The following is a 12,534-nucleotide window of genomic DNA, read 5'->3' as shown; positions in this document are numbered from 1 at the left end:
CGGCCTCCTTGCCGTGCGGGTTTCGTCGCGCCTGTGCGGGCGCGTCTCGTGGAGCCCGTGTTCGTTGTTTCCGTGTGCTTCTACGGTATGTCGTCGCCGCATGCGGTGCCAGCGGTCCCGTCGTCCGCGGGACGACGTCGATCGGATGGCGTGTGCGGTGTGGTGACGGGGTGCTCGTCGCCCCCGTCCAGTGGGATGCGCGCGTAGATGATCCAGTCGCCGCCCTCGGCGCTGGTGTTGAGTTCGCCGCCGAGTCGGGTGATGATGCGCCGGTGCAGTTCGAGCCCGCTGCCGTGCGGCGCGACGCCTGCCGGTTTGGGCGTGGCGGTCAGCGGGTTGGTTTCCATGATCTCGATGGCGTGCTCTCCCAGTGTGACGACGGCGTGGTAGGCGCCCGCGGCCGGATCGAGGTGGCGGATGATGTTCGAGGCGATCTCGCCGATGAGGTTCGCGGCCTGCGCGGCCGGTTCGTCCGTCGCGTGCCGTCGGTCCGGACGCACGGACGGTGGGATGTCCGCCGTCGCGTGATCCGGGACGCCGCGCAGTTCCATGGTTCCGGTGAAGCCGAGATGGTCCAGTCGTCGGCGAGCTTCGCGGACGGCGTCGCCGATCACGTCGCCGTCCGGCCGTGGGGATTCGTCCGGCGTCGCGTCCGTTTCGGCGCCCGTCCGGTCGTCGTCCGTTCCGGCGTCCGTCGCAGGTGTGCGCCGCGTGGCGTCTTCGGAGCGTTCGAGCAGGTCGATGACGTGGTGGATCTCGTCGAGGACGTGGCGTGCCTGTTCGTCGACGAACCGCCAGTCGGCGCGCTCGCCGGCGTGCGTGTCGTCGTCGGGGATGCGCCGCAGCTGGCGTTGGGCGGTCAGGGCGATGTAGGACAGTCCGCCGGAGGCCGAGTCGTGGATGCGCGAGGCGAGGCGCGTGTTGCACTGGAGCGTGTCGAGCCGCCATTGGCGGCGTTCGAGGTCCATGGCCCGTTCGCGGCTTTCGTCGCGTTGGCGCCGCCAGCGCAGGGCCATGCCGATCATGGTGGCGAACACGAACATGCCTACGTAGTTGACCATGCCCACCCATGTTGCGGACAGGGCGTTGAAACGGTTGAGCGCGACCGGCACGCATTCGGCGAGCGAGATGGCCGTCAGTGCGCCGATCGCGACGGGGATGGAGCTGTCGTAGCCGATGAGGGCGAGGGCGAGGTAGGCGGCCCACAGCGGGTTCGGTCCGGACAGGTCGAGGACGAACAGGCGGGCGATGACGCCCGCGATGATGAGCCAGCTTGCGGTGCGGGGCAGGAACGGCGAGAGGATGACGGCAATGACCGCGATGGTGCACAGGAGCCGGGTGAGCGGGTAGATGGGCGGGATCGCGGCCCATTCGATCAGGGTGGCGGCGAGCACGAACAGGGCGATGAGGATGCGGAACGCCCTGGCGTGCAGCGTCTTAAGGATGCGTGTTGCCGCGATGGTCGAGTTCTTGAGGCTCATCGCTCCCCTTCCGACGCTCCAGTCCACAGGGCGACGGCCTGTCCGCGCGAGGAGGCGCCGAGCTTGCGGATGGCGCGCGCGAGGTAGGTCTTGGCGGTGGAGACGCCCACGTGCATGTCCGCGGCGACCTGTTCGCTGGTCAGGCCGCGCGAGCACAGGTTCATCGCCTCGGCCTCCCGGTCGGAGAGCAGGAACTGGCGGGGCGCATGCCCGCCGGAGAGGAGCGCGTGCGCGTCGGCCGCGGTCCGGAAGGACACGTCGTCGTTCGTCCGGTTCCATGTGTCTCCGGCGGCGAGCGCGCGCACGGCGTCGATGATGGGTGCCTCGACGGATTTGGGGACGATGCCCTGCGCGCCGGATTCGGCGGCCTTGGAGGCGTACACGGCCAGGGAGAACGAGGTGACGGCGAGGATCGCGACCCGGGCGGTCCTGATCCTGATGGCGCGGATCACGGCCGGGCCGGACAGCTCGTCCATCGACATGTCGGTCAGCAGCACGTTCGGCATGGTGTCCGGCGTCGTGCACATGCGCACGGCCGCGCGTCCGGATGTGGTCGACCACAGGATGCGTGCCTCGGGCATGAGCTCGGCCAGGGACCGTTCGAGGAAGGCGAGCGCGAACCGGTCGTTGTCGAGCAGTCCGATGGTGACGATCGGGCGGATTGCGGCCGCGGTCGCGGTGTTCTTGGTGTCCTTAGCACTTGTGGCGTCGCTGTATGCGGCTGCGGTGTTCGTGTCGCCCGTCATGGCTTGGCTCTCCCCTCGCCGCGCGCAACGTCACGTGCGGCCTCGTATCTTCACCGTAGCACCGCTGGGGTCGCCGCGTCGAACGGTGTTGTAGTCCCAAGGATGACGGGTGGATGACGGGTGGATGACGGGGACGGTGGATAACCTTCCCGTCGTCCACATCCCGTCCACAACACGCCCGGCGTATGGGTTTCGGTCCACAATCCCCGCAAGCGTTGCCCGGAGCATGCCGGGGGCGCATAGTCGGTTCCCATGGATACCACCATGCTTATGGGCCCGCCGGAGCCCCTCATGTCCGGCATGTGCAACGACGCCTCCGATGCGGTCGACGAGCTCGCCGAGATCGGCTCCCTGTTCGATGATCCGCTGCTCTCCTCGCGCGAGCTCGGCGAGCTCGGCGAACGGTATGCGGCCGCCTGGCTCGTCTCGCGCGGCTGGAGAGTGCTGGATCGCAACTGGCGTTCCCGCTACGGCGAGATCGACATCGTCGCCGTCTGCCCCGAACGCCGTCTCGCGTTCATCGAGGTGAAGACCCGGCGCACCATGCGTCATGGCCTGCCTCAGGAGGCGGTGACGGCCGCGAAGCAGGCGAACCTGCGTCGCGCGGGCGTGCAGTGGCTCGTCGACCCCGCCCATCGGATCGCGCACACCGGGGTGCGTTTCGACGTGTTCACCGTCATGGTGCGCGACGGGCGGCCGGACGTCCATCTCATCAAGGGGGCGTTCTGATGGTGATCGGCAATGCGCTCTCCGTCGGGCTGATCGGCCTGAAGGCCTTCACCGTGTCCATTCAGGCGTTCGTCAGTCCCGGGCTTCCCTACTTCTCGATCATCGGACTGCCCGACGCCTCGCTGTCCGAGGCGCGCGAGCGGGTGAAGTCCGCCTGCCAGGCGACCGGATTCCGGTGGCCCGAAACCCGGGTGACGGTGAACATGTCGCCCGCGTCCATGCCGAAACGCGGCTCCTCGCACGATCTGGCCATCGCGGCGAGCGTGCTGAGCGCAGCCGGCGCGATCCCCCACGACTGTCTGATCGAGACGATCACGATGGGCGAGGTGAACCTCGACGGCACCGTGCTGCCGATCAACGGCGTGCTGCCGATTCTCCTGCACGCCCGCGAGCGCGGCATCAGACGGGCGATCCTGCCGGCCGGCAACATGGACGAGGTGGATCTGATCTCGGGCGTCGAGGTCACCTGCGTGCGTCATGTGGGCGAGCTCGTCGAGCTGATGGGGGGCAGGGCCCGCTACAGTCTGCCTGACGTCGAACGTCCCGCGGGCGAGTGCGAGGGAGCGGGGGCCGAGCCCGGCGCGTTCACGCCTCCCCCGTCCGGGGACATGTGCGACGTGGTCGGCCAGCCCTACGCGAAATGGGCGCTGGAGGTGGCGGCCGCCGGAGGCCATCACGTCATCATGGTGGGGCCTCCCGGCTCCGGCAAGACGATGCTCGCCTCCCGGATGCCGTCGATCATGTGCCCGTTGGGCGTGCCCGAACAGCTGGAGGTCGCTTCGATCCGCTCCCTGTGCGGCACGTTGCCCGCCTACGGCATCTGCGACGTGCCGCCGTTCGAGGCGCCGCATCACACGTCGTCCACCGCCGCGCTGGCGGGAGGCGGTTCGGGGCTCGCGACCCCCGGTGCGATCACCCGTGCGCACCGGGGCGTGCTGTTCATGGACGAGGCGCCGGAGTTCTCGTCGCGCGCGTTGCAGACGCTGCGCGAGCCGCTCGAATCCGGGTACGTGGCGCTTTCGCGTGCCAAGGGCACGACGTACTATCCGGCGGCGTTCCAGCTGGTGATGGCCGCCAACGCGTGCCCGTGCGGGATGAGCTACGGCACCGGGGAGCGTTGCACGTGCACGCCGCAGGAGCGGCGACGCTACTTCGCCCGCCTGTCCGGGCCGATCCTCGACCGTGTGGACATCCAGGTGGAGGTGCCGCCCGTGTCGCGCATCATCCTCGACGAGGAGGTGGACGAGCCGCGCGAGACCAGCGCGGAGATCCGCGCACGTGTGATCGAGGCGCGCTCCAGGGCCGCGGAACGCTACGAGCAGTACGGGTGGGTCTGCAACGCGCAGGCGTCGGGCCGGTGGATGCGCGACCACATGTCCCGCTACGCGCTGGACCCGATCAACCGGGCGCTGGAATCCCAGCGGCTCAGTCTGCGAGGCGCGGACCGGGCGATGCGTCTGGCCTGGACGCTCGCCGATCTCAAGGGCATCCCGTCGCCGGGACGCGAGGAGACCAGTCAGGGCATCGCGTTGAGGACACGGCTATGAGCGGCGTCGACACCATGATTCCCGCGGACGGCGTCCGCGACATTGACGAGACGGCGGACGGCACGAACGATGCGAACGATGCGATCACGGATGGGATCACGGCGACGCGATCCGACGATGCGCGTCCGACGCCGGGCCCGACCCCGCCGCCGCCCGACGTGGAGACGCTCGCCCGGGCCACGCTCACGTTCTGTCTGGACGGCGCCGACGCGCTGATGTACGCGCTCATCAAGGGCGCCGGAGCGCCCAGCGTCGCACTGGATCTCATCCTCGCCTCCCGTACCGGCTCCACGCAGGCGAACGCCTCGGACAGCCGTCTGGACCAGCTGTTCGCACTGGGGCTGGCCCGTTGGGGACGCAGGGTGAACGCGCGGGGCATGGACGCGTTCCACCGTGCGCTCGCCGGATGGCGTGCGCGTCTCGAAGCGCTGCCCTCATCCGACTGGAGGACCCTGACCGAATGGTTCACGATGGACGGGCGCCAGTGGATCATCGCCCCGCACACCCCCTACTGGCCGATGCAGCTGCAGGACCTGTCCACGCGCAGGGACTGGGCGGCTCCCCTGTGCCTGTGGGGCATCGGGGACGCGACCGCTTTGACCAGCTGCGAGCAGCCGCTGGCGGTCGTCGGTTCGCGGGGCGTCACCGACTACGGACGCGAGGTGGCCAGGGAGATCGCCTTCCGCGCCGCCTCGGACGGGCATCTGATCGTCTCCGGAGGCGCGATGGGAGCCGATGCGGCCGCGCACTGGGGCGCGCTGAGCGCCTCGGGGGTGGGGGATCCGAAACGAACCGGACGCACGGTGGCGGTGTTCGCCGGCGGGCTCAACCACATCGGCCCCCTGTCGAACATGCGCCTGTTCGACACGATCACGCAACGGGGAGGCGCGCTGGTCAGCGAACTGTGTCCGGGGACCATCCCCGAGGGACGCCGGTTCCTGCTGCGCAACAGGATCATCGCCGCGTTGGGCGCGCAGGTGGTGGTCGCTCAGGCGCGACTGCGCTCCGGAGCGCTCAACACGGCGGGATGGGGGTGCGATCTGAACCGTCTGGTGATCGCCGTCCCCGGCCCCATCACCACGCCGCACAACGCCGGATGCAACCAGCTCATCGCCGACGCGAAGGCGATCCTGCTGACGAGCGCCGAGGAGATCACCGATCTCGTCCACCCGCCGCATCCGCCGCACGGCACGGCCGCGGACACACGCGACAAGGACTGAACCGCCGCTACGCCCGCCATTGGCAGCGGTCGAGATCCACACGCCAACCGTCCGCGCCGGCCGGCTCCCCGTCCCCCGGCGTGAAGACGACGCCCTCCGCCTCGAGCAGGGCCCGCTGACGGTCGGGACCGCCGAACGCAAACCCCGGTGCGAGCGACCCGTCACGGAACACGACCCGATGGCACGGGATCACCCCCGGTTCGGGATTGGCGTGCAGCGCGAACCCGACGAACCGGGCGGCGCGGGGGGAACCGGCGAGCGCGGCGACCTGCCCGTAGGTGGCGACCCTGCCTCGGGGGATGCGCCGCACGACCCGGTAGACGCGTTCGCTGAACGTCGGTTCGCCAAACGTGGAAGTGCGGGTGTCATGGTCGCCGTCGTGCGTCTGCATGGGTTCCAGTCTACTGCGCACCTATCGGTGCGCGGGCGTTCGCGGTCGGTCCGCCCTTATGTGACAATGAGGGGTATGAGTCCGAAGCAGTTGGAAGAAATGTATGATGCGGTGATCGTGGGCGCGGGCGCCGCCGGCCTGTCGGCGGCGCTGGGGCTGCTGCGCTCCCCGGCGGTCGCGCGAATGAGACGGCAGGGCGTGGAGCCGAGGATCCTGGTGGTCTCGAAGCTGCAGCCGCTGCGTTCGCACACCGGTTCGGCCGAAGGCGGCATCGCGGCGTCGCTGGGCAACGTCGAATCCGATGACTGGCACTGGCACTACTACGACACGGTCAAGGGCGGCGACTGGCTCGTCGACCAGGATGCGGCGCGGCTGCTGGCCGAATACGCTCCGCAGACCGTGATCAACCTGGAACGTCAGGGGGTGGCGTTCTCCCGCACCGACGAGGGGCGTATCGCGCAGCGTCGCTTCGGCGGGCATACGCGCGAGTTCGGCGGCGAGCCGGTCAGGCGCGCGGCGTATGCGGCCGACCGCATCGGCCATCAGATCCTGCACACGCTGTGGCAGCAGTGCGTGGCCGAGGGCGTCGCGTTCGCCGAGGAATGGTATGTGACCGATCTGGTGCTCGCCGAGGACGGGGGGCATGCGGCAGGCGTGGTCGCGTTCGACACGCATGCGGGCGCCGTCAAGGCCGTGCATGCGCGCAACGTACTCATCGCCACGGGAGGCGCGGGCCGACTGTTCCACACCACGTCGAACTCGTGGGATCTGACCGGCGACGGCATGGCGCTGGCGCTGGACGCGGGGCTGCAGCTGGAGGACGTCGAGTTCGTGCAGTTCCATCCCACCGGACTGGCCCATACGGGCATTCTGCTGTCCGAGGCGGCGCGCGCCGAGGGCGGCGTGCTCAGGAACGCCGACGGCGAGGCGTTCATGGAGCGCTACGCTCCGGGGCACGCCGATCTGGCGGCCCGCGACGTGGTGTCACGTTCCATCATGGCGGAGATCGACGCGGGCCGCGGCGTCGCCGATCCGAAGGATCCGGACGGGCCGAGGGACTGCGTGTGGCTCGATATGACGGGCATCGACCCGGATCGCATGCACGCCGTGCTGCCGCAGGTCGTCGAGACGATCGAGCAGTACGCGCACATCGATCCCGTCAGGGACTACGTGCCGGTCAAGCCGACCGCGCACTACACGATGGGCGGCATCCCCGTGACGACACGGGGCGAGGTGTACCGCTGGTCGACGGATGGGACCGACGGCGAGGCAACGCGCACGAAGGTCGCCGGACTGTTCGCGGCAGGCGAATGCTCCTGCGTCTCGGTGCATGGCGCCAACCGTCTGGGAGGCAATTCGCTACTCGACGCATGCCTGTTCGGCACGCGCGCGGGAGAGGCGATGGCCGAGCGGATCGCACACGAGCCGGCCGGCGATCCGACGGCGGCGGATGACCCCGAGGCGCTGGCGCTGGACGGGATGCTGTCCGAGGCGGTGGACCGCAGCGCGGACCACCGCAGGCAGGAGCTGGCCTCTCTGCTCGACGCGTCCGCGCCCCACGACCCGGCGGACGACAACCCGTATCGGCTCATGGCCCGGCTCGGATCGCTCATGGAACGCGCTCTGGCGGTCCGATGCAGCGCGCAGTCCATCGAAGCCGCCCTGGAGGAACTGGACTCCCGTGTCGCTTCCGAGGCGGACGCCCTGCATGCGCATGACGCCACGGCGGCGTTCAACCAGGAGATCACCGCCATCTGGGAGGTGCGCCACCTGACCGCGCTGGCGGGAGCCATGCTCTCGGCCAGCGCGGGCCGCCGCGAATCGCGCGGATCCCTCAGGCGCCTCGACTTCCCCGAACGCGACGACGAACGCTTCCTCGCGCATTCCATGATCCGTTCGACCCCCGTGAGGGGCTCCTCGCACGGGGCCGACGCTCCGGGGTACGAGCTGCTCTGGCAGCCGGTGCATATCGTCGACATCCCGCCGAAGCGCCGCGAATACTGACCGCGTGTCGGCACGTGGCCGACACGGAGACGTCCCGACCATGCGGTGTGTCACAATGGAGAGTTGTTTTGGCAGTGTTTTTGGCAGGAGGCGCGCGCATGACGACCAGCACGAACGTGACCACGGTGACTTTGAAGGTGAACCGGTTCGCGCCACGCCCCGAGCGTGAACGCGACAGGACGCGCTCGGGCAGCCCCTTCGCCCGCAGGAGTTCGCCGTTCGGCGGATCGGCCGGCGCCGCGGCCGCGTCGCGCCGCCGGCCCCGCGGCAAGCAGTGGGTACAGGAGTACACGATTCCGGCACGCCCCGAGGACACCGTGCTCGACTGCCTGATGACCATCAAGCGCACCGTCGATCCGACGCTCGCCTTCCGCTATTCGTGCGGCCACGGCATGTGCGGCTCGGATGCGGTGTCGATCAACGGCACCCCGAACCTGCTGTGCACCGCCACGCTCAGGGACTGGGCGAAACGTCCCGCCTCCCCCGCGGCCGGCATGGCCGACGACGAGGGATTCCGCCATACCGGCGAGCCCGCTTGCGACCCCAGGTCCGCCGATGACGTCGACGACGCATGCGCCGGGGACGGCAGCCTCGGCGTCATCGAACTCGGCCCGCTGCCCGGCTTCCCCGTGCAGCGCGACCTCATCGCCGACATCGACCCGATGCTCGACCAGATCAGAAGGCTCAGGCCGTATCTTGAGGCGTCCGGCACGCTCGCCACCACCGAGGACGGCAAGGTGGACGTGTTCGAATACCTGCAGCGCCCCGATCAGCTGGCCAGATACGAGCAGCTGAGCAACTGCATCGCCTGCGGCGTGTGCGAGGGCTCCTGCCCCGTGTTCGCCGGCGGCGACGCGTTCATCGGCCCCGCCGCGCTCATCTGGGCCAGCCGTTTCATCAACGATTCGCGCGACACGCAGTCGATGGCCCGTATGGACGCGATCGACACCGCCGACGGCGTGGCGGCCTGTCAGTCGGTGCGCGCCTGCACCCGTCAGTGCCCGCGCGGCATCGACGTCGGCGAGGAGATGTGGCAGATCGTCGCCAAGGTGCGCGAACGCTAGCGGCTGTGGCCGGCGTCGCGCGAAGCGTCGCCGACGCCACGGACGGGACCATTCTTTTCGGGGCTCCGGCGGCCCCATCTTCAAGGAACATGGACGGTTATGGATAGGAAGCAGTACACGAATCTGACCCAGGCATGGCGGTACGTGGAGGACCACGCGCTCGCCGCGCAATCACAGGAGATGCGTGACGCACGTTCCAGCGCCGAGGAGTCGGGACTGCCGCAGGCCTGCGCCTCGCAGGCCGTCTTCCTGTCCATGCTGGTGCGCATCACCCGTGCCCGTTCGGTGATCGCCGTGGGCACCGGTTCGGTCGTCGACACGCTCGAGCTCGCCAACGGACTGGACGGCGAAGGCCAGCTGACCGCGGTCGACTCGTCCACGCAGGGCATCGCCCTGGTACGTAGGGCGTTCGATCGCGCGCAGGACACCACGTCGACGAAGCTGCGCGCGGTGAACGCGCCGGCCCGAGTGTTCCTCCCCCGTCTCAACGGCGCGAACTATGATCTGATCGTCGTCTCCGGGGATGCGGGCAACTACGCGACCACGTTCGAACAGGCGCCGCGGCTGCTGCGCGGGCATGGCGCCATCGTGTTCACCGATGTGCTCGCCTTCGAGGACTCCGTGATCCACGGCGGCGTGCCCGATCCCGCCGACCGTGGCGAGAAGGCCACCGCGATGAGGGCGCTGATCGACGCCGTCGAATCGGACGACCGGTTCTCCTCCACGCTGACGGCGATCGGCACGGGCCTGCTCGTCGCCGTCATGAACTGACCGGTTACGGACAACCGAGCCGCGGCTGGTGCCGGTCGGTCACAGGGCGCCGGCTGCGATCTCGACCGCCTCGTCCACATCGTCCGTGATCGTCACCAGCTTCGGGTCCACGCCCGAGATCATGCCACGGTCCCTCACCGGCCCGTTCAGCCAGTCGAGCAGGCCCTGCCAGTAGGATCTGCCGAACATCACGACCGGCATGCGCGCCACCTTGTGCGTCTGCACGAGCGTGAGCACCTCGAACGTCTCGTCGAGCGTGCCGAAGCCTCCCGGGCATACGATGATGCCGGACGAGTACTTCACGAACATGAGCTTGCGTACGAAGAAGTACCGGAAGCTCATGCCGAGGTTCACGTAGTCGTTGATGCCCTGCTCGTGCGGCAGTTCGATGCCGAGCCCCACCGACTTGCCGCCGGCCATCGCCGCTCCCTTGTTCGCCGCCTCCATGATGCCGGGGCCTCCCCCGGTGATGACCGCGACCCCTCTGCCGGCGAGCCGCTCGCCCATGGCGCGGGCCGCCTCGTAATCCGGCGAGTCGGCCGGGGTGCGTGCGGATCCGAAGATCGACACGGCGGGTCCGAGCTCGGCCAGGGCGCCGAAGCCGTCGACGAATTCGGATTGGATGCGCAGCACGCGCCATGGATCCATGTGCAGCCAGTCGGTGCTCTCATCGGAGCGCAGCAGGTTGGCGGTCGAACTGTCGGCGGGGATCATGTCCCCGCGCAGGATGACCGGTCCGCGCTGATACGTCCGGTCGTACGGCGCCGACGCATCCGATGCCCCTGACGCACCCGACGTGTGCGATTCATCCTGCACGGCCGTCGCGTCCACGTCACCCGTTGGATCCGTCCGGTTTGTTGTCTTCGTCCCGCTCATCGGCAGACTCCTTCTCAATATCCATCCTTATCCACGCCCGCCACGGGGGCGTCCCTCATCCGGCCTGCCCCGTGTTCGGATTCGCGTCCGTCTTCAGCGATGACGACGCCGCCAGCGCAGGCGTCTGATCAGCCGCCGGTGCACGGGCTTCGACCCATCATCGGAAGCCGTCTTCGCCGCTCCCTCCAGACGACGTCTTCTCTCCTCACGACGTGCCTTGAGCTCCGCGAGCTGCTCGGGGGTGAACGCGTCGATGTCGACCCTGACCGTGCCGTCCGGAAGGATGGTGACGTGTTCGGTCTCCAGCTGTTCGATCTCCTCGTCGATGCGGCGACGGGCGTTCGCACGCTCGTACCGCCTGGACTGACGGTTGAGCAATACGCCCGATATGGCGGCGGCGATCAACGATCCCGCCAGCACGCCGAATCGTGCCTCGGCCGACAGCTCGGGATTGTCGTAGGCCAGCGAGGCGATCAGGAACGACACGGTGAAGCCGATGCCGCAGGCGCAGGCCGCGGGGAGCATGTCGCGCACGCGCAGCCCCTTGGCCATGCTGAGCCCCGCGACGTGCGTGGCGATCCATGCCGTCGCCATGATGCCCAGGGGCTTGCCCACCACAAGGGCCACGATCAATGCGAGCACCAGTGGCGAGAGCATCAGTTCGGGGGTCAGCGATTCGAAGTGCACGCCGGTCGCGAACAGGGCGAAGATCGGCAGCGCCAGCAGCGCGGAGAACGGCTGGAGCTTCTCCGCGTAACGTGAGGCGCGCGGCGAGGCCTCGCCGTGCATCTCACGCGAGGGGGTGAGCAATCCGACCAGCACGCCCGCCAGCGTGGGATGCACCCCGGCTTCGAACATGCAGGTCCATGCGAGCAGTCCCACGACGGCCACCAGCGGCCAGGGCACGCGCTTGAGACGAACGAGGAACGCCCATGCCGCAGCGCACAGGGCGATGCCGATGAACCAGTACCAGGCGTTGAGCGACGAGAAGAACACGGCGATCAGGATGATCGCCAGCAGATCGTCTACCGTGGCGAGCGTCATGAGGAACGCCCTGATGGATCCGGGCAGCGCCTTGGCGAACAGGGCGAGGACCGCCAGAGAGAACGCGATGTCCGTGGCGGTGGGCACCGCCCATCCTCGGATCATCTCGCCGAACGGGATGTTGCTGCCGGTGGTGATCAGCAGAAGGTCGCCCACCGATCCCGGACCGTACTGCGAGAACAGCGCGGTGACCGCGATGAACAGCACCGGTGGGGTCAGCATGCCGCCCACGGCGCACAGCATCGGCACCGCCGCGGCCTTGGGATTGGCCAGCGATCCGGTGGTGAGCTCCTGCTTGAGTTCAAGCCCGACGGTCAGGAAGAAGATGGTCAGCAGGCCGTCCTGCGCCCAGTGACCGACGGGAAGGTCGAGATTCGTGTACGGGACCGCGATATGCGTCTCAGCGATCGTCTCGAACAGGTGCGCCGTGGCGGGAAGGTTCGCGAGCACCAGTCCGACGAGCGCGAAGCCGAGCATGACCAGACCGGATACGCGATCGGACGCCGCTATACGGTGGATGGTTCCCCAGAATCCCGAAGTGTGTCCGCTATCGCGATCAGTCGTCATCATCCCTCCCGTTCCTAGGCCATACCCATACAAGGGTACCGGAACGTCATGAACGGCGTTTCGCCCCGAGCTTGGTCACGTGGTCGTCGGATGA

At 68.8% G+C, this 12,534-nt stretch carries 10 protein-coding genes and 1 pseudogene; 6 read left to right on the top strand and 5 right to left on the bottom strand.

Annotated features, from left to right (window positions below; genetic code table 11):
* Nucleotides 1-80: 80 nt before the first annotated feature.
* Both BW11_RS04340 and BW11_RS04335 read right to left on the bottom strand, forming a co-directional pair.
* Complete coding sequence (locus BW11_RS04340; protein WP_140444793.1) at nucleotides 81-1,481, bottom strand: hypothetical protein; 1,401 nt, start codon at nucleotides 1,479-1,481, stop codon at nucleotides 81-83.
* Complete coding sequence (locus tag BW11_RS04335; protein WP_140444792.1) at nucleotides 1,478-2,227, bottom strand: DNA-binding response regulator; 750 nt, start codon at nucleotides 2,225-2,227, stop codon at nucleotides 1,478-1,480. The genes BW11_RS04340 and BW11_RS04335 overlap by 4 nt, the downstream gene beginning before the upstream one ends.
* Nucleotides 2,228-2,527: 300 nt before the next feature.
* Here BW11_RS04335 and BW11_RS04330 point away from each other — a divergent pair, with 300 nt between their 5' ends.
* From BW11_RS04330 to BW11_RS04320, 3 genes are read left to right on the top strand one after another with little or no spacing between them, the layout of a single operon-like run.
* Nucleotides 2,528-2,956 carry a YraN family protein gene (locus tag BW11_RS04330; protein ID WP_375137632.1) on the top strand — a complete coding sequence of 143 codons (429 nt, stop codon included), beginning with the start codon at nucleotides 2,528-2,530 and terminating at the stop codon, nucleotides 2,954-2,956.
* The gene (locus BW11_RS04325) at nucleotides 2,956-4,503 is read left to right on the top strand and encodes a YifB family Mg chelatase-like AAA ATPase (RefSeq protein WP_140444791.1); all 1,548 of its coding nucleotides are present in this window, start codon (nucleotides 2,956-2,958) and stop codon (nucleotides 4,501-4,503) included. Before BW11_RS04330 ends, BW11_RS04325 begins: the two co-directional genes overlap by 1 nt.
* A complete protein-coding gene (locus BW11_RS04320; protein WP_375137629.1) occupies nucleotides 4,500-5,723 on the top strand; it encodes a DNA-processing protein DprA in 1,224 nt (407 codons plus the stop codon). The genes BW11_RS04325 and BW11_RS04320 overlap by 4 nt, the downstream gene beginning before the upstream one ends.
* A gap of 7 nt (nucleotides 5,724-5,730) precedes the next feature.
* On the opposite strand, the gene BW11_RS04315 is transcribed toward BW11_RS04320, so the two are convergent.
* A complete protein-coding gene (locus BW11_RS04315; RefSeq protein ID WP_107043503.1) occupies nucleotides 5,731-6,114 on the bottom strand; it encodes an MGMT family protein in 384 nt (127 codons plus the stop codon).
* Between the two features lie 75 nt (nucleotides 6,115-6,189).
* Between BW11_RS04315 and BW11_RS04310 the strand changes: the two genes are divergently transcribed.
* From BW11_RS04310 to BW11_RS04300, 3 genes are all read left to right on the top strand, one after another.
* Entirely contained in the window at nucleotides 6,190-8,118 is a 1,929-nt protein-coding gene (locus BW11_RS04310; protein WP_140444790.1) for an FAD-binding protein, read from the top strand.
* A gap of 98 nt (nucleotides 8,119-8,216) precedes the next feature.
* Nucleotides 8,217-9,182: a succinate dehydrogenase/fumarate reductase iron-sulfur subunit gene (locus BW11_RS04305; RefSeq protein WP_140444789.1), complete on the top strand. Its 966-nt coding sequence runs from the start codon at nucleotides 8,217-8,219 to the stop codon at nucleotides 9,180-9,182.
* Nucleotides 9,183-9,281: 99 nt separating this feature from the next.
* Entirely contained in the window at nucleotides 9,282-9,953 is a 672-nt protein-coding gene (locus tag BW11_RS04300; RefSeq protein WP_043166595.1) for an O-methyltransferase, read from the top strand.
* Between the two features lie 39 nt (nucleotides 9,954-9,992).
* Here BW11_RS04300 and BW11_RS04295 read toward each other — a convergent pair whose 3' ends face one another.
* Nucleotides 9,993-10,667, bottom strand: coding sequence for a TIGR00730 family Rossman fold protein (locus BW11_RS04295; protein WP_219846721.1), 675 nt, complete (start codon nucleotides 10,665-10,667; stop codon nucleotides 9,993-9,995).
* Between the two features lie 420 nt (nucleotides 10,668-11,087).
* A pseudogene (locus BW11_RS04290) lies at nucleotides 11,088-12,440 on the bottom strand (Na+/H+ antiporter NhaA); the annotation flags it as partial.
* Nucleotides 12,441-12,534 lie beyond the last annotated feature (94 nt).

The organism is Bifidobacterium sp. UTCIF-38, assembly GCF_006454495.1.
GTDB classification, from domain to species: Bacteria; Actinomycetota; Actinomycetes; order Actinomycetales; family Bifidobacteriaceae; genus Bifidobacterium; species Bifidobacterium callitrichos.
This window is presented reverse-complemented; position numbering and strand designations above follow the sequence as displayed.

Coding starts and splice junctions, on each gene's coding strand:
- BW11_RS04315 (WP_107043503.1), bottom strand. CDS start 6,114: ATGCAGACGCACGACGGCGACCATGACACCCGCACTTCCACGTTTGGC.
- BW11_RS04320 (WP_375137629.1), top strand. CDS start 4,500: ATGAGCGGCGTCGACACCATGATTCCCGCGGACGGCGTCCGCGACATT.
- BW11_RS04300 (WP_043166595.1), top strand. CDS start 9,282: ATGGATAGGAAGCAGTACACGAATCTGACCCAGGCATGGCGGTACGTG.
- BW11_RS04310 (WP_140444790.1), top strand. CDS start 6,190: ATGAGTCCGAAGCAGTTGGAAGAAATGTATGATGCGGTGATCGTGGGC.
- BW11_RS04335 (WP_140444792.1), bottom strand. CDS start 2,227: ATGACGGGCGACACGAACACCGCAGCCGCATACAGCGACGCCACAAGT.
- BW11_RS04325 (WP_140444791.1), top strand. CDS start 2,956: ATGGTGATCGGCAATGCGCTCTCCGTCGGGCTGATCGGCCTGAAGGCC.
- BW11_RS04330 (WP_375137632.1), top strand. CDS start 2,528: ATGTGCAACGACGCCTCCGATGCGGTCGACGAGCTCGCCGAGATCGGC.
- BW11_RS04305 (WP_140444789.1), top strand. CDS start 8,217: ATGACGACCAGCACGAACGTGACCACGGTGACTTTGAAGGTGAACCGG.
- BW11_RS04340 (WP_140444793.1), bottom strand. CDS start 1,481: ATGAGCCTCAAGAACTCGACCATCGCGGCAACACGCATCCTTAAGACG.
- BW11_RS04295 (WP_219846721.1), bottom strand. CDS start 10,667: ATGATCCCCGCCGACAGTTCGACCGCCAACCTGCTGCGCTCCGATGAG.